Consider the following 15978-nt stretch of genomic DNA (forward strand, 5'->3'; position numbering starts at 1 on the left):
CCCTCATGTCCGATACCGCAACCGCTTCCCCGCTCACGGCCCGTCACGAACGTCTCGCCGGCGCCCTCGCCGAGGCCGGTCTCGACGCGCTCGTCCTCAATCCGAGCCCGAGCCTCACCTATCTGACCGGGCTTCACTTTCACCTCAGCGAGCGGCCGGTGGTCGGCATCTTCACCCCCGGCAAGGCGCCGGCGCTCGTGCTGCCCGAACTCGAAGCACAGAAGCTCGAAGGGGCGCCGTTCCGGGCGAAAGCCTTCACGTATTCGGAGGACCTCTCGACGTGGGGCCCGGCATTCCGGGAGGCCGCCGAAGCCGCCGGCATCGAGGGGAAAAAAGTGGGTGTGGAGCCGCGCAGCCTTCGGGTGCTCGAACTGCGGTTGCTCGAAGGGGCCGCTCCGAAGGCCGCGTTCGTCTCCGGGGAAGACGCCGTGGCCGCGCTCCGCATGCGGAAGGACGAAGCGGAACTCGCGCTCATGCGAAAGGCCGTCGTCATCGCACAGAAAGCCCTCGAAGCCACCCTCCCCGCCGTCAGGCCGGGCGTGACCGAGCGCGAGATCGCCGCCGAGTTGATCCTCCACATGCTCCGGGAAGGCAGCGACGGCGAGTTGCCCTTCCAACCGATCATCGCCTTCGGGGCCAACAGCGCCAACCCGCACGCCGTCCCGACCGACTACGCCCTCCAGATGGGCGACCTCGTGCTCTTCGACTGGGGCGCGAACGAGCGCGGCTATTTCTCCGACCTGACGCGCACGTTCCGCATGGGCGGCGTCGATCCGGAACTGGCGAAGATCGCGGAAATCGTGCGGCGAGCAAACCAGGCCGGCTTCGAAGCCGCAGGGCCCGGCGTACCGGCCGGCGTCGTGGACGACGTCGCGCGGAAAGTGATCGAAGATGCCGGATACGGCGAATACTTCGTCCACCGCACGGGTCACGGGCTTGGCATGGAGGTCCACGAGGAACCGTACATCCGGGGCGACAACGAGCGGCTCCTCGACGTCGGGATGACGTTCACCATCGAGCCCGGCATCTACCTTCCGGGACGCGGCGGCGTCCGCATCGAGGATGACGTGGTGATCACCGCGGACGGGGCCGAGCGTCTGAGCGACCTCCCGCGCGGCCTCCTTCCGCTCGGCTGAAGCGCGCCGGTCAGAGCAGTCCCGCCAGGAAGTCGAGCATGCGGATCTGCGCTTCGAGATGGCCGCGCTGGGCCTCCACGTTGACGTATGGGATCCCGTGTTTTCCGCAAAAGACCGAGAGCGAGCCGTCGTCCGTGGCGCGGGCGTTGTCCTGAAGCACCACGTTGAAACCGCCCTTTTTCAGCTTTTCGAAGAAGGTGCGGTCCGTCACGAAGAAGAAGTCGTCCGGGTCGCTTCCCTCGACGATGAACACGTCGGCGGCGTCCGCCTCATACGCGCCCCCCTCCGCATAGCTCTTCGCCGAATAGTCCCCCTCGGTATTGTTGTGCAGCGTCACCACGACGGAGAGCGCGGCGAGATCATAATCCTCGATGAGATCATCGGCGAAGCGGCGAACCACGGCGAACGCCGCCTCGCTGTAAGGGCCGTACCGCCGGAGCGACGCCTCCGCCCCCGCGTCGGTGAACATCCGGTTCGGGTCGAACTCGTACGTCGTCCCGTCGAGGGTAAAGATGATGTTTCGGCGATCGGCGTGCTGGAGTTCGATGACGCGCCCGCCGCGCCGCCGGATGACGTCGAGGCCTGCCTGCACGGACGTGTTCTCGTCGTCGTGGACGTTGATGTACGTCGGACCGGCACGTTCCGCCCGGTGCGTCACCACGGCCACCGAATCCGCTCCGAGCCTCACCGACCGGTGGTGTTCCGTGAGCGAGGGAGGACCGCCGCATCGCGCGAGCAGCGGCGCAAGCACGAGCAGGGGAAGGAGATGGAGCAGATGGGGTTCGGTCGGCATGGCGGCGTCTCGGCGCGTCGGTGCAGGGGAAGATGAAGCCGGGAAGATACGACGCCGACAGGGAAATCGCCCCGGTGGCCCTTGCGACCTAACCTTCCACACCGCATTTTCCCCCGGATCGCGCGCCTTTCACCTCTCCACCGTCCCGCCCTATGGTTTTCGCCGCCCTCTTTCCTGTCACCGACCCGACGGCGCTCTTCGCTTTTCTCGCCGCACTCATCGGGCTCATCTTCCGGCTCAGCACCCTCCCGGCTCTCCAGAAGTTCTTCAACTACCTCCCGCCCGTCATCTGGGCGTATTTCCTCCCGATGTTCGCCACGACCTTCGGTATTTTGCCCGATGCCAACCCGGTCTACACGTGGATGTCCCGGTATCTGCTGCCGTTCTCCCTTTTTCTGCTGATGATGACCGTGGACCTGCAAGCGATCCTTCGGCTGGGCAAAACGGCGCTCCTGATGATGCTGGCCGGCACGCTGGGCATCGTCATTGGCGGACCGGTGGCGTACTTTATATTCAAAGGGTTTTTGCCCGAAAACGCATGGGAAGGGCTGGCGGCGCTCTCGGGGAGCTGGATCGGCGGCACGGCGAACATGGTCGCCATTCAACAACACGTCGAGTCGACCTCGCTCGTCCCGACCACCGTCGATCTCGGGCCGATCATCGTGGTGGACACCGTGGTCGGCTACGGATGGATGGGGGTGCTCATTTTTCTGAGCGCGTTCCGGGACCGATTCAACCGCTGGGTCGGCGCGGACACCCGATTCGTGGACGAACTGCACCGGAAACTCCAGGCGCTCGACACCACGCGCACCCCGCTCGGCATCAACGACCTCGCGGTGATCGTCGGTCTCGGCATGGCGGCGACGGTGCTCAGCCGCCTCGCCGGAGCCGCCGTCCCGGCCATCCGCCTCTCGGCCGAAGCGCCGTCGCTCATCAGCGGCACCACGTGGGCCATCCTCATCGTGGTCACGCTCGGACTGCTCCTCTCGTTCACCCGGCTTCGCAAGCTCGAAGCGCCCGGCGCCTCGCGCATCGGCTATTATGCCCTGTACCTGTTGCTCGCTTCCATCGGAGCCCGCGCGAACCTCGGAGCCGTCGTCGATGCGCCGTTGTATCTGCTCACGGGGGTGGTCTGGATCTCGATCCACATTGCCATCCTGATCCTGGCCGCCAAGCTCCTCCGCGCGCCCATGTTCTTCGTGGCGACCGGCAGCATGGCCAACGTCGGCGGTGCGGCCAGCGCGCCCATCGTGGCGGAAGTCTACCTTCCGGCGATGGCGCCGGTGGGGCTGCTCATGGCCGTGGCGGGCTACATCCTCGGCATCTATGCCGCGCTCGGGTGCGCCGAGATCCTCCGGTTCCTCAGCACGCTCTGACGCCTCGTATCACGAGGACCGGCCGTTCGCGACCGAGGCGGCCAGGTTCTCCGCTTCGAGGATCAGCGACTCGATGGCCGTGAGCCCCTGATGCCAGAAACCGAGGTCCGTCAGGTCCACCCCCAGCTTTTCGACGAGCCTGTGCGGCCAGTCCGAGCCGCCGGCTTCGAGCAGGCCGATGTATTTTTCGGCGAACGCCTCCCCTTCTTCCCGATAGCGGGCATAGAGCGCGAGCACGAGCAGTTCCCCGAAGGCATAGGCGTACACATAGCCCGGCGTGTGGAGGAAATGCGGGATGTAGCTCCACCATCGTTGATAATGATCGCCGAGCGTGACGCTGCCCCGGAACATGGCGCTCTGAGTCTCGATCCATGCTTCGCCGAAATCGTCCGCCGTCAGTTCGCCCACGCTCCGTCGCGCGTGGTGGATGCGATCCTCGAAGCGGTTCATCGCCACCTGCCGGAAGACCGTCGCGATGGTGTCGTCGATCTTGCTCACAAGCATGGCGAGCCGGTTTTTCGGGTCCGTCTCGGCTTTCATGAGACGCTGAAAGACCAGCATCTCGCCGAAGACCGAGGCGGTCTCGGCGGTGGTGAGCGGCGTGTCCGCCTGCAGGACGCCCTGGCGACGGGAGAGGTACTGATGCACGCCGTGTCCGAGTTCGTGCGCCAGGGTCTGCACGTCGCGGATCTTGCCGGTATAGTTCAACAGGATGTACGGGTGCGCACTGGGCACCGCGCCGTGGCTGAAGGCTCCGCCCCGTTTGTTCGGAGCGAGCGCGGCGTCGATCCACCGCCGCTCGAAGAAGTCGCGCACGATCTCGCCGAGGCGCGGGTGGAAATCGCGGTACGCCTCCGTCACGAGCTCCCGCGCATCGTCCCAGGCATAGCGGGTGTCGGCTTCGCCCACGGGCGCATACCGGTCGTAATCGTACATTTCGTCCAGACCGAGCAGGAGGCGCTTGAGCGTATAGAACCGCTCCACGAGGTCGAAGCGCGAGGTGACCGCCCCGATGAGCGCCTCCACGGTCTCGTCGTCGACCTCGTTTTCGAGGTTTCGACTTGCCAGCCAGTGCGGATAGCCGCGCAGCCGGTCGTCGGTCGCCTTGTCGGCGAGGATGGTGTTGAAGACAAAGGTGAGCGTGCGGAGTTGGGCTTCGAGGCCCTCGGTGAAGGCGAGCGCGGCGCGGCGGCGAAGGTCGCGGTCCGGCTCGTAGAGCTTCGCGAGGATCTGCTGCTGGGTCATCGACTCGCCGTCGAGCATGAAGCGCATCGCACCGAGCGTCTCATCGAAGTACCGGTTCCACGCGCTTCGTCCGGTGACGCTCTTCTCGGCCATGATCTTCTCCTCCGGCTCACTGAGGAGGTGCGGCTTGTGCAGTCGTTCGAGCTCGAGGTAATGCCGGTAGCGAGCGAGGGCCGGGTCTTCGAGCAACGCCGACGCGCGGTCGTCCTCGAGCGCGGTCCATTCGAGGCGGAAGAAGATGAGCTTCTGCGAGATCTCGGTATACGTCTCCCGCACCTTCTGGAGCAGAGCGCCCCTCCGGGGGTCGCCCGTATCGGTGGACCACCAGAGGTAAACATACGTGAAGGCCCGCCCGAGCCGGTCGTGGATTTCCTCATAGGCTTCGAGGGCGAGCGCCAACCCCATCGCGTCGAGCGAGGCCACTTTCCCCCGATAGGTCGCTTCGAAATCATCGGCCCGCTCGGCGGCCAGCGTCAGGTCGCGCTCCAGCGCTTCGTGATCGGCATACAGATCCGTCAGGTCCCAATGAACCGTCTCGGCCCCAGTCATAGTCGCTTCCATTGTCCTTCCATGATCCGTTCTTTTTCAGGTAATGGCGCCCCCGCTCACACGGGTGAAACGAAAACGTCGGTACTGAAACCAACCGTCGCGGCATTTGTTGTCGCCGCCCGTCCGATTACATATTTTCTTGACCCCTTTTCTTGCCCCCTTTCCGAACCTTCATTTCTCATTCCGGTATTACGGTCTGCCTATGCCTATCGCCTTCCTACGAAAAACGATGACGAGCGTCTTCAAAAATAGGAAGACCCCCTCCCCCTTCAAAAGCCTCGCGACGGAGGAAGCCCTTCAGGAAGCCCTCGCGCAATCACGAGACGAGCCGGTCGTACTTTTCAAGCACAGCGCCATCTGCGGCGTCAGTTTCATGGCGCGGCGACAGATGGTGCACCTGTCTGAAGAAGACGAACCCGCGATATACGAACTCGTCGTTCAGCAGTCGCGCCCGCTCTCCAATCGCATTGCCGAGCTGTTCGGCATCCGGCATCAGTCGCCCCAGGCGATCGTCCTCTACCGGGAGCGTCCCGTTTTCAACACGTCGCACGGAAACATCACTACGGATCGGCTCCGAAGGGTGCTCCGGGAGGCGCGGAAGACTCAGCCTACAACAGACTCATGACGACCATGCAAACCTCCCGCTCCCTCGCCGTCCTTTTCGTGGCCGGCCTCTTCATAGCCGGTTGCGGCGCAAAGAATGCCGAGACGCCCGATGCCGCCGGCGGCGAAACGGTCGAGACGGCCTCGCCCGCTTACCTCGGGAAAGCCGCGCCCGACTTCGTGCTCAAGACCCTCGACGGCAAGGACTTCCGTCTGTCCGATCACCGGGGGAACGTGGTGCTGATCAATTTCTGGGCGACGTGGTGTGGACCATGCGTCATCGAGACGCCGGAACTCGTGAAGATGTACGATGAGCTTCACGACAAAGGCTTCATGGTCGTCGGCATCTCACTCGACGAGGAAGGCTTCGAGGTCGTCGAGCCGTTTGCCCGGGAATATAAGGTGTCCTATCCGCTCGTCGTCGACGATGGAACCGTGGCGGAAGAGTTCGGCGGCGTCTTCGGCCTGCCGACGACGTACGTGCTGGACAAAAACGGAAAAATCCAGCAGCGCTTCATCGGCATCTTTCCCACCCGAGAGATGCGTCCGGTGATCGAGGAGATGCTGGAAGAGCCCTTTACGGAAACGACCTCCGGATGAGGGCGTCCGTCTTTGTGCGTCCTCCGGTATGCGCACGACTTCCCTTCAAAAGAAAGCGGGACCGCCGAAAAGGCCGTCCCGCTTTTTTCGTTCCGGAGTGCGAAGGCCGGCGCCCGACGGGTGTTCAATGGAACTGCTCTTCCTCGGTCGAGCCGTTCATCGCGGAGGTGCTCGACTGTCCGCGCGTCACGACGTTTCGGACGAGGTCGAAGTAGCCCGTGCCCACTTCACGCTGGTGCATCGTGGCCGTATAGCCCTTCTCGACGGCTTCGAACTCGTAGCCCTGGAGCCGAACGTACGCCGGCATCCCTTCCCGGTGGTACTTGTGCGCGAGATCGAACATGCCGTAATTGAGGGAGTGAAAGCCCGCCAGCGTGATGAACTGGAATTTGTAGCCCATCCTGCCGAGTTCATCCTGGAAGTTGGCGATGGTCTCCTCGTCGAGGTGTTCCTGCCAGTTGAACGAAGGGGAACAGTTATAGGCGAGCATCTTTCCGGGGAACTGATCGTGGATCGCTTCGGCAAAACGGCGGGCTTCGTCGAGGTCCGGATGCGACGTCTCGCACCAGATGAGGTCGGCGTACGGCGCGTAGGCAAGCCCGCGCGCGATGGCCGCCTCGATGCCGTTGCGGACGCGGTAGAAGCCCTCGGGCGTCCGCTCTCCGGTGACGAACGGGCGGTCGTACTCGTCGATGTCGCTCGTCATGAGGTTCGCAGCATTGGCGTCGGTGCGGGCGATGAGGAGCGTCGGCACCCCCAGGAGGTCCGCAGCCAGCCGCGCCGAAACGAGCGTGTTGATGAACTGGTTCGTCGGCACGAGCACCTTGCCGCCGAGATGGCCGCACTTCTTTTCGGAGGCGAGCTGGTCTTCGAAGTGGACCCCGGCGGCCCCGGCCTCGATCATCGCCTTCATCAACTCGAACGCATTGAGATGCCCGCCGAAGCCGGCCTCGGCGTCCGCCACGATCGGGGCCATCCAGTACGTGCTCGCGTCGCCCTCGGCGTGGTGGATCTGGTCCGCGCGCATGAGTGTCTGGTTGATGCGACGAACGACGTGCGGGACACTGTTCGCCGGATAGAGGCTCTGATCGGGGTACATCTGCCCGGCCAGGTTGGCGTCGGCGGCCACCTGCCAGCCGCTCAGATAGATGGCCTTGAGCCCCGCCTTCACCATCTGCATGGCCTGATTGCCGGTGAGCGCGCCGAGCGCGCGCACGTAGTCCTCCTCGTGCAACAGCTTCCACAGCCGGTCCGCGCCATGCTCGGCCAGCGTATGCCGGATGCGCAACGTGCCGCGCAGCTTGAGCACGTCCATAGCCGTGTACGGGCGATGGATACCCTCCCACCTCGGATCCTCCGACCAGGACTTTTCAAGCAACAGGGCTTCGCTCACAAGGTTTTTCGGGTACAGGTAACCGTTTTCTTTCATTTCCATGAGATCACTCCGGAATAGTTATAGGATGGATTGAAGATTCCCTCGGATATGGTTGCGACTGCGTCCCGGTCAGGGGGCGCAGGCGCCCCGGCGCAAACGCGCGCGTCTCTCGGACAGCAGGAGTCCCGCCGGATCCGTCGCACAGGCGAGAAACGGGCGGAAGAATTCTTCGGTGAAGATGTGCGCGGCGTCTTCCCGCGCGTGCTCGAAACGCTCGATCTCTTTCGCCACAGACGCCTCCGGAAGTCCCTCCATCGCCTCCCTGACCTCCGCAACGATCTTTTCGAACTCCTCCTCGAATACGCGAAGCACGAGCGCGCGCGTCACCTGCTCGCCGCCATCGAGCGTGATGCCGTGACGGAGCCATTGCCACGTCTGAGCGCGTGAGATTTCGAGCGTGGCGAGGTCTTCCATGAGGTCGTCCCACGCCACACAGCCGATGTCCTGATGCCACCCTTTCACGTAGGCCATCCCCACCCGCACGTTCTTCCGAAGGCCGTCCATGGTCCACGGCGGCGTCGACTTCGGAAGGAGGTCCGGGTGTTCCGGCAGGTCCGGGATCACGTCGAGCTGGTTCTTTCGGGTGAAAGGCTTCATCGCCGGGCCGATGAAATAGGGGTGCGACACCCAGCACCCGTCATGCCCGATGGACGCCTCGAACGTCTTGTCCTCGACGACCTTGCGCGTCTGTTCGGCGCGACGCTCGGGGGTGCGCCCCGGCGTGAAGGCCGCCATGCCCCCCATCCCGAACGCCCCGTGCTTGTGACACACACGGATGAGCTGGAGCACGTAGTTCTTCATCCACGGGCGGTTCATCGAGATCGAGCCCCGGTCGGCAAGCACACGGTCGGGATGCTCCTTGAGCACCTTGATGTCGGAGAAGATCTTGTCCCATCTTCCACCGTTGAGACCGGCCGCATGGCTCCGAAATTCATACAGGATCTCCTCCATCTGAAAAGCCGCCGGGAGCGTCTCGATCAGAAACGTTGCCTTGATGGCGCCGGGCCGAAGGCCGAGCCCTTCCTCCACGAGGTCGAAGAGCCGGTTCCACCACCGGGCTTCGAGGTAATGCTCGCATTTGGGGACGTAATATTTCGGCGTCTTGCCCTGCGCGATGAGCTTGCGGGCCGTATGGAACGTGCTCAGGGCGAAATCCATCAGCCCGCCCGATACCGGCGCGCCGTCGATGCGAAGGTTGACTTCATCGAGGTGGAGGCCCCGCACGCGGACCATGAGCAGCGGCATGTCGTCCATATCGAGGCGGTACACCTTTTCGGGCTGACGGCCCCGGGCGGGTTTGCGGTGCGTAAGCGTTCCGTCCACCGCGCCGATCAGGTTCTCGACGCCCTGCATAACGTTGTGCCACGAGGGCTTCATCGAGTCCTCGAAGTCGAGCATCGCCGCGTCGGCGCGGTGACCGTCGGCGGTGCGGCTGAGCATGTTGATGACCATTTTCGCGTCGCTGATCGGCCCCGTGATTTCGACGCGCCGGCAGAGCAGGTCGTCCGGCAGAGGCGCCACGCGCCACGGCGTCTCCCGGGCCGCGCGGCCCTCCTCGCCCGTGAGGTATCCCGGCGTCTCCCCCCGGTCGAAGGCGGCCTGCCGCGCTCGCCGCGCCGCGAGCAGCCGCCGTCGCTCCGGTTCGAGCGCCCGGTGCAGTCCGGCGACGAAACCGACCGCTGCCGGGGAGAGCACCCGCTGCGCCTGCTTCGTCCATGCCATCGCGTTGACGTCCACGCCGTCGGCGCATGTGAGCCACTGCACGTGACCTTCCCGAGGCTCCACCGACACCTCACCCTTTCTTGCACTCATCATCACAAACTGATTTTTTTCAAGAGATTACAAGCGGCCTTCCTTCGATTCCCAACCGCGAATAATCCATTTTACGAATAATTTTTCCAAAAGCGTAATTTCGCTAATTAGAAATTTACATTTTTTCTCTTCCCGCATCTCTTTTTCCTTTTCGGGATCGTATCTTTTCGCGGACAGCGAACCCAAGACCCACCTGAGAGGCGCCGCCCATGACCATGAATGCGGAAAATCTGCGCTTCATCCTCGGCCTGAAGCTCAAACGACTCCGCCTCGTCCAAGGGTATTCCCTGAAGACCCTGTCGGAACGGTCCGGGCTTTCGATCTCCTATATCAGTGAAATCGAGAAGGGGAAGAAGTATCCGAAGCCGCAGAAAATTCTCGCGCTGGCTTCGGCCCTTGAAGTGTCCTTCGACGAACTCGTCTCGCTCAAGGTGGACGAGGAGCTCTCCCCGCTCAAATCCATCTTCAACTCGGCCTTCCTCCAGGAATTTCCGTTCGAGTTGTTCGGTCTGGCGCTCGAAGACCTCTTCGGCATCATCAAGAACGAGCCGGAAAAGGCGGGCGCGCTCATCCGGACCTTTCTCGAGATCGGGCACATGTACGACGTGCGCGTGGAGCATTTCCTCTTCGCGGCGCTCCGATCGTACCAGCAGATGAACGCGAACTATTTCGAGGACCTCGAAGGGGTGGCGGCGACCTATCGCGAGACCCGGGGACTGTCCGCCGACGCGCCCATCGACGAGGCGGCCTTGCGAGCCGTTCTGGTCGACGAATACGGGTATGTCATCGACGAGGACACCCTCTCGACACACCCGGTGCTCCACCGATTCCGCTCCGTCTTCCTCGACGGGAACCGGCGACGGCTCCTCGTCAACGGGCGCATGTTGCCTGCCCAGAAAGCGTTCATCTTCGCCCGCGAGATCGGCTACCGCTTTCTCGACCTGAAACCCCGCGCCGTGACGTCCTCCTGGCTCAAGGTGGAGTCCTTCGATCAGGTCTTCAATAATTTCAAGGCCTCGTACTTTGCCGGGGCGCTGCTCATCGATCAAGAGGCGCTCTTCCGCGAAATGAAGGCTTTCTTCGCCCGAAAGACCTGGGACGAACGGGCGCTCCTCGACATCATGAATCGCTTCAACGCGACGCCGGAAATGTTTTTCTATCGGCTGACGGAGCTGCTCCCCCGCCTTTTCGGGCTTCAGGACATCTTTTTCGTTCGTTTCAACCACAGTCCCGGAGACGACCGCTTCCGGCTGACCAAAGTGCTGAACATGTCGCGGGTGGCGGTGCCGCATGGAATATGGCTCAACGAGCACTATTGCCGTCGATGGCCCGACATGCCCCTGCTCGAACGCCTTGCGGAACGACAACGGGAGGGCCTCGGCGACGGACCCGTCGCCGCCGCGCAGCGCTCGCATTTCATGGACGCCGACGCAGACTACTTCGTCATCTCCATCGCCCGTCCGCTCGCCCTCCAGCCGGGAAAAAACTCGTGCGTCTCACTCGGCTTCCTCGTGAACGCCCCCTTCAAAAAGACGGTGAAGTTCTGGAAGGACCCTTCGATTCCGAACGCGGAGGTGAACCTGACGTGCCAGCGGTGCGGGTTTCTCGACTGTCCCGACCGCGCCGCCGAGCCCACCATTTTTCTCGACCAGAAGGAGCATGAGGAGCAGGACCGCGCCCTTCAGGAGTTGATTCGGAAGATGCGCCGCGCGTGAAAGAACGAAGGGCGGGAAGCATCTCCGCTCCCGCCCTTCACATGCGTCCATCCGGTCCGCGTCGCGTATCGCTTCGCGACGGGTGTCAGACCCTCTCGACGGCGAGGGCCGTGCCGCCGCCGGTGCCGTGACAGATCGCCGCGAGGCCGCGCGCCCGGTCGTGCGTGTGGAGCGCGTGCACGAGCGTCGTCGTGATGCGCGCGCCGGTGCAGCCGATCGGGTGGCCGAGGGCGATGGCCCCGCCGTGCACGTTGAGTTTCTCGTACGGGACGCCGAGCATCTCGTGGAAGAGGATGCTGTTGATCGCGAAGGCCTCGTTGTTTTCGAAGAGGTCGTAGTCTTCGAGGGACGTGCCGGACTTATCGAGGAGTTTGCGCACGGCGGGGATCGGCGCTTCGGGGAACCGCCACGGTTCTCCGGCCGCCCATGCGCCGCCCACGAACCGCGCCAGCGGCTTCAGCCCGTAGCGTTCCACGGCCTCGCCGCTCGCCACGAGGAGCGCCGCCGCTCCGTCGCTGATCTGGCTGCTGTTTCCGGCCGTGAGCACGCCGTCTTTCCGAAACGCGGGCCTGAGTCCCGCCAGCGATTCCATGGTCGTCTCCGCCCGTATGCCCTCATCGGCGGCAAGCGTCTTCGTTTTACGCCGCTCCCGGTACGCGATGGGCACGATCTCCTCCGCAAACCGACCCTGCTCGGTCGCCTCGGCGGCGCGGCGGTTCGACAGGAAAGCGATCTCGTCGAGCGCCTCCCGCGTGATGCCTTTCTCGGCGGCGAGGCGTTCCGTCTGCTCGCCCATCGCTTCCCCGCTCATGGGGTCGCTCAGCCCGTCCCGGAAGAGGAGGTCCGTCAATCCTTCGGCGTGCCCCATCGCATATTTGTATCCCCACCGCGCCTTCGATGAGAGGTAATACCCCGAACTCGACATCGATTCGACCCCGCCGGCGAGCATGAGATCGGCCTCTCCGGCCCGGATGAACGTGGCCGCGTTCATGACGCTCATCATGCCCGAGGAACACACCATGTCGAGCGCGAGGCCGTCGACCTCCTTCGGAATGCCGGCTTTGATGGCCGCCTGCCGGGGGATGAGTTGGCCGTGCCCGGCGCGGATCACGTTCCCGAAAATGTAGAGGTCGAGGTCCTTGCCTTCGACGCCCGCACTTTCGAGCGCGGCTTTCATCACGTGGGTTGCCAGATCGACCGGCGAGTGGTTCTTGAGCGCCCCGCCGAACCGGCCGATGGGCGTCCGAACGGCGGACACGATGTATACGTCTCGCATGAAAGGAATGGGTTTGGGTTCAGGATGGAAAGGGAGTTACGGGAAACGCCGGCCTCGACTGCCGGGGACGTTCCGTCGTTCGAGACGACCGGTTCCCGTCGACGGCTTGGAAGCGCTTTTCCACAGCGGCATCGCAGAGCGATCGACCGAAACGGGTGTACGCGGGGTGCGGCGACGGGTTTTCGCTTCGTCGTCTCTTCACCGCCTCATGTCTGCGAAGCGTCGTCCTTTTTCAACAGGCTCACGCGCACCATGTTCAGCGCGACGGTCGAGGAGAGTTCCTTGTTCGTGCGCCGGTCATGAGCGAAGCGATACCGGCGGGCCCGTGATCCGTCAGCGTCGGCGAACCCCACCCACACCGTGCCGACGGGTTTCTCCGGCGTGCCGCCCGTCGGCCCCATGATGCCCGTCGTGGAGACCGCCACCGCCGCGCCGAGTCGTTTCCGCACGCCCTCGGCCATCTGCCGTGCGACGATCTCGCTCACGGCGCCATAGGCTTCGAGCGCTTCGGGATCGACGCCGAGCGCGTTCTCTTTTACCGCGTTCGCGTACGCCACGACGCCGCCGAGGACGTAAGCCGAGGAGCCGCTCACGTTTGTCAGCCGGTGGCACACGAACCCGCCCGTACAGCTCTCCGCCGTCGCGATGGTGAGGCCGCGCGCGCGGAGCATCTCCCCCACCACGCCTTCGAGCGTGTCGTCGCCCTCGCCATAGATGTACTTGCCGACGCGTTCGCGGAGCACGGATTCCAGACCGCGCAGCCTTTCCTCCACCTCCTCTGCGTCCTCTCCGCGCGCCGTGACGCGCAGGCGCACGCCGCTCGTGCTCGGGAGGAACGCCAGGCTGAGGTCGGGGCCGAGGAAAGCCGAGAGGTCGCCGATCTTTTCCTGGAGGTGGGACTCGCCGATGCCCGTGGTGAGGAGGGTCTTGTGCCGGATGACGCGGCGATCGCCGAGCGCCTCCAGGCGCGGCAGGACCTCGCGTTCCATGAGCGTCTTCATCTCATGCGGCACGCCCGGGAGCGCCGCCACCACGCGGCCCCGCCCGTCCTTCGCCCCGGCGCGCCACAGCCCCGGGGCGGTCCCGACCGGGTTCGGCAGCGCCTCGAAGCCGGCGGGCCGGAGCGCCTGCGTACGGTTGCTCTCCGGCATCGCATACCCGCGCCCGGCGAAGCGCTCCTTCACCGCCTCGAACATTTGCTCATCGTAGACGAGCGGGACGCCAAAGGCGCGGGCGAGCGCGTTCCGGGTCACGTCGTCGTGCGTCGGGCCGAGACCTCCGGTGAGGATCACCACGTCGGCGCGTGCGATCGCCTCCTCGATGGCCGCGCAGATCACCGCCTCGCCGTCGCCGACGGTGACCATGCGCACGACCTCGACGCCGATCAGGCTCAGCCGCTCGCCGATCCATGCGGCGTTCGTGTTCACGATCTGCCCGATGAGGAGCTCGTCGCCTATGGTGAGCAGTTCAGCGGTCATGTTTCGGTTCGGGAGCATGCGCGCGCGACCACGCCTCCGGATCGCTACGCCAGGCTTCGAGCGAGGCGACGGCCTCGGGCGCGAGCGCGCCGGTCTCGCGGGCGACGTCGAGGAGCGTGGCAAAGCCGGTGAGCGTATGCAGCGGCACGGCGGCGCGGTCGAAGGCGGCGCGGGCCGCGGGCAGGCCGTACGAGAAGATGGCCAGCACGGCGTCCACCCGGACTCCGGCGGCGCGGAGGGCTTCGACCACCGCCACGGAGGACATGCCGGTGGAGACAAGGTCTTCGATGACGACCACGTTCGCGCCCGCTTCGAGGCGTCCTTCCACCCGGTTGCCCCGTCCATGCCCCTTCGGCTTCGAACGCACGTACGCCATCGGCAAGTCGAGGCGCTCGGCCAGCCAGGCGGCGTGCGGGATGCCGGCGGTCGCCGTCCCCACGACGGTCTCGGGGGCGAGTCCCTCGCGCGCGATGATCTCGGCAAACCCTTCCGTGATGGCGCGGCGGATCGGCGGATACGCCATCGTCACGCGGTTGTCGCAATAGATCGGAGAACGCAGACCCGAGGCCCACGTGTACGGCTTCTCCGGCGAAAACGCGACCGCTCCGATCCGGAGCAAAGCGGCCGCCAGGCGACGCGCCGTCGAAGAAATCGTCTCAGCCATTCTGCCTCGCGTGGGGTTGATGTTCCATTCGGAAGAAGTACACGGCGCCGGTCGCGAGGGTGAAGAGCACGACGAAAAGGAAAACGTAGAACGGGAAAGGGCTTTCGAGGATGTCCCGGCCCACTGCTCCGATGCGCCCCTCCATCTTCGAGGCCGTCATCACGATGAGGATGCCGATGAGAAAGACGAGTTGCACCGTCGTCTTGGCTTTGGCGATGCTGAGGGTCCGGATCGAGCGCCCGTTGGCTTCGGCCCAGGCGCGGAGGCTCGTCACCATGAGGTCGCGGAAGCCGATGAGCGCCACTCCCCACCAGGGCGCCGTCTCGGGGATGAGCACGGCCAGCGCCACGAACGTCCCGAGCACGAGCACCTTGTCGGCGAAAGGATCGAGGAACTGACCGAGCCTCGAATGCACCTCGAAAGAACGGGCGAGCTTCCCGTCGAGGTAGTCGGAGATGGAAGCGAGGATGAAAAGCCCCAGCGCCCACGCATAGCCCCACAGCGTATCCGTCATCAGAAACACCAGCAAAACCGGCGTCACCAGGATGCGGATGATGGTTATGGTATTGGGTACGTACTTCATCGAGGGCGGGTTGTGGACATCCGGAATATATGAAACGCCGCTCTTTGTCTCCTTGCTCCCCTCGCCTGCGACCTTGAAGATTTGGCGGCAATGCCGCCGAATCGGCGCTTTCTTCAACAAGAATGGCCAAAATATCCCCGCTTCGTGCCTTCGCCATCCCTTTTTCGGGAGCGTCGGGAACCTCACGCAGAGCATCGAGGCCGCACCGTTCGCATGAAATCCTTTCAGAAGCCTCGGCCCGACCCCGCCGATCTGTCGGGGACGAGACCCTGCGGGCCTGCCCGAAGGGGCGCCCTCTGTCAATGTGGCGGGGCATTCAAAGCGGCATTGTTCTTGATGAAGCCGCCCATCGGACCACCCGCTCGGAAAAAGCCGGGACCTCAAGACGAGCTCCACTGACACGACTCAACCGCAAACGATCGCTATGAGCAAGATTATCGGCATTGACCTGGGCACGACGAACTCCGTCGTGGCCGTCATGGAAGGCGGCGAACCCATCGTCATCACCAACCCCGAAGGCGCGCGCACGACCCCCTCCGTCGTCGCCTTCAAGAAAGACGGCGAGCGCCTCGTAGGCGCGCCGGCCAAACGGCAGGCCATCACCAACCCCGAGAACACCATCTTCTCGATCAAGCGCTTCATGGGGCGTAAGTACGACGAGGTCACCGAAGAGATGAAAACGGTGCCCTACAAGGTCGTCAAGGGCGAGAACG

14 protein-coding genes are annotated in these 15978 nt (G+C 64.3%); 6 read left to right on the plus strand and 8 right to left on the minus strand.

Annotation, left to right across the window (positions count from 1 at the left end):
- Positions 1 to 5 precede the first annotated feature (5 nt).
- Entirely contained in the window at positions 6 to 1136 is a 1131-nt protein-coding gene (locus tag AC1HIY_RS06045; protein WP_479575813.1) for a M24 family metallopeptidase, read from the plus strand.
- A 10-nt stretch (positions 1137 to 1146) separates the two neighbouring features.
- On the opposite strand, the gene AC1HIY_RS06050 is transcribed toward AC1HIY_RS06045, so the two are convergent.
- Positions 1147 to 1929 (minus strand): hypothetical protein, encoded by a 783-nt coding sequence (locus AC1HIY_RS06050; protein WP_479575814.1) that lies wholly within the window; start codon positions 1927 to 1929, stop codon positions 1147 to 1149.
- 152 nt (positions 1930 to 2081) lie between these two features.
- Here AC1HIY_RS06050 and AC1HIY_RS06055 point away from each other — a divergent pair, with 152 nt between their 5' ends.
- The gene (locus tag AC1HIY_RS06055; protein WP_479575815.1) at positions 2082 to 3305 is read left to right on the plus strand and encodes a DUF819 family protein; all 1224 of its coding nucleotides are present in this window, start codon (positions 2082 to 2084) and stop codon (positions 3303 to 3305) included.
- Between the two features lie 9 nt (positions 3306 to 3314).
- Here AC1HIY_RS06055 and AC1HIY_RS06060 read toward each other — a convergent pair whose 3' ends face one another.
- Positions 3315 to 5099: a M3 family oligoendopeptidase gene (locus AC1HIY_RS06060; RefSeq protein ID WP_479575816.1), complete on the minus strand. Its 1785-nt coding sequence runs from the start codon at positions 5097 to 5099 to the stop codon at positions 3315 to 3317.
- 202 nt (positions 5100 to 5301) lie between these two features.
- Here AC1HIY_RS06060 and ytxJ point away from each other — a divergent pair, with 202 nt between their 5' ends.
- Both ytxJ and AC1HIY_RS06070 read left to right on the plus strand, forming a co-directional pair.
- On the plus strand, positions 5302 to 5724 hold the full coding sequence (ytxJ, locus tag AC1HIY_RS06065; protein ID WP_479575817.1) for a bacillithiol system redox-active protein YtxJ: 423 nt from the start codon (positions 5302 to 5304) through the stop codon (positions 5722 to 5724).
- The gene (locus AC1HIY_RS06070; protein WP_479575818.1) at positions 5721 to 6302 is read left to right on the plus strand and encodes a peroxiredoxin family protein; all 582 of its coding nucleotides are present in this window, start codon (positions 5721 to 5723) and stop codon (positions 6300 to 6302) included. Before ytxJ ends, AC1HIY_RS06070 begins: the two co-directional genes overlap by 4 nt.
- A 124-nt stretch (positions 6303 to 6426) precedes the next feature.
- On the opposite strand, the gene aceA is transcribed toward AC1HIY_RS06070, so the two are convergent.
- On the minus strand, positions 6427 to 7737 hold the full coding sequence (aceA, locus tag AC1HIY_RS06075; protein ID WP_479575819.1) for an isocitrate lyase: 1311 nt from the start codon (positions 7735 to 7737) through the stop codon (positions 6427 to 6429).
- Between the two features lie 69 nt (positions 7738 to 7806).
- On the minus strand, positions 7807 to 9549 hold the full coding sequence (locus AC1HIY_RS06080; RefSeq protein ID WP_479575820.1) for a malate synthase: 1743 nt from the start codon (positions 9547 to 9549) through the stop codon (positions 7807 to 7809).
- Positions 9550 to 9758: 209 nt separating this feature from the next.
- Here AC1HIY_RS06080 and AC1HIY_RS06085 point away from each other — a divergent pair, with 209 nt between their 5' ends.
- Complete coding sequence (locus tag AC1HIY_RS06085) at positions 9759 to 11264, plus strand: helix-turn-helix domain-containing protein (RefSeq protein ID WP_479575821.1); 1506 nt, start codon at positions 9759 to 9761, stop codon at positions 11262 to 11264.
- Between the two features lie 85 nt (positions 11265 to 11349).
- Here the strand turns inward: AC1HIY_RS06085 and AC1HIY_RS06090 are convergent, their stop codons facing one another.
- From AC1HIY_RS06090 to pgsA, 4 genes are all read right to left on the minus strand, one after another.
- Positions 11350 to 12540: a thiolase family protein gene (locus AC1HIY_RS06090; protein ID WP_479575822.1), complete on the minus strand. Its 1191-nt coding sequence runs from the start codon at positions 12538 to 12540 to the stop codon at positions 11350 to 11352.
- Between the two features lie 206 nt (positions 12541 to 12746).
- Entirely contained in the window at positions 12747 to 14018 is a 1272-nt protein-coding gene (locus AC1HIY_RS06095; protein WP_479575823.1) for a competence/damage-inducible protein A, read from the minus strand.
- A complete protein-coding gene (pyrE, locus tag AC1HIY_RS06100) occupies positions 14008 to 14682 on the minus strand; it encodes an orotate phosphoribosyltransferase (RefSeq protein WP_479575824.1) in 675 nt (224 codons plus the stop codon). The genes AC1HIY_RS06095 and pyrE overlap by 11 nt, the downstream gene beginning before the upstream one ends.
- Entirely contained in the window at positions 14675 to 15265 is a 591-nt protein-coding gene (pgsA, locus tag AC1HIY_RS06105) for a CDP-diacylglycerol--glycerol-3-phosphate 3-phosphatidyltransferase (protein ID WP_479575825.1), read from the minus strand. Before pgsA ends, pyrE begins: the two co-directional genes overlap by 8 nt.
- 424 nt (positions 15266 to 15689) lie before the next feature.
- Between pgsA and AC1HIY_RS06110 the strand changes: the two genes are divergently transcribed.
- On the plus strand, positions 15690 to 15978 hold a 289-nt coding region (locus AC1HIY_RS06110; RefSeq protein ID WP_479575826.1), incomplete at its 3' end, for an Hsp70 family protein.

The organism is Rhodocaloribacter sp., assembly GCF_056451265.1.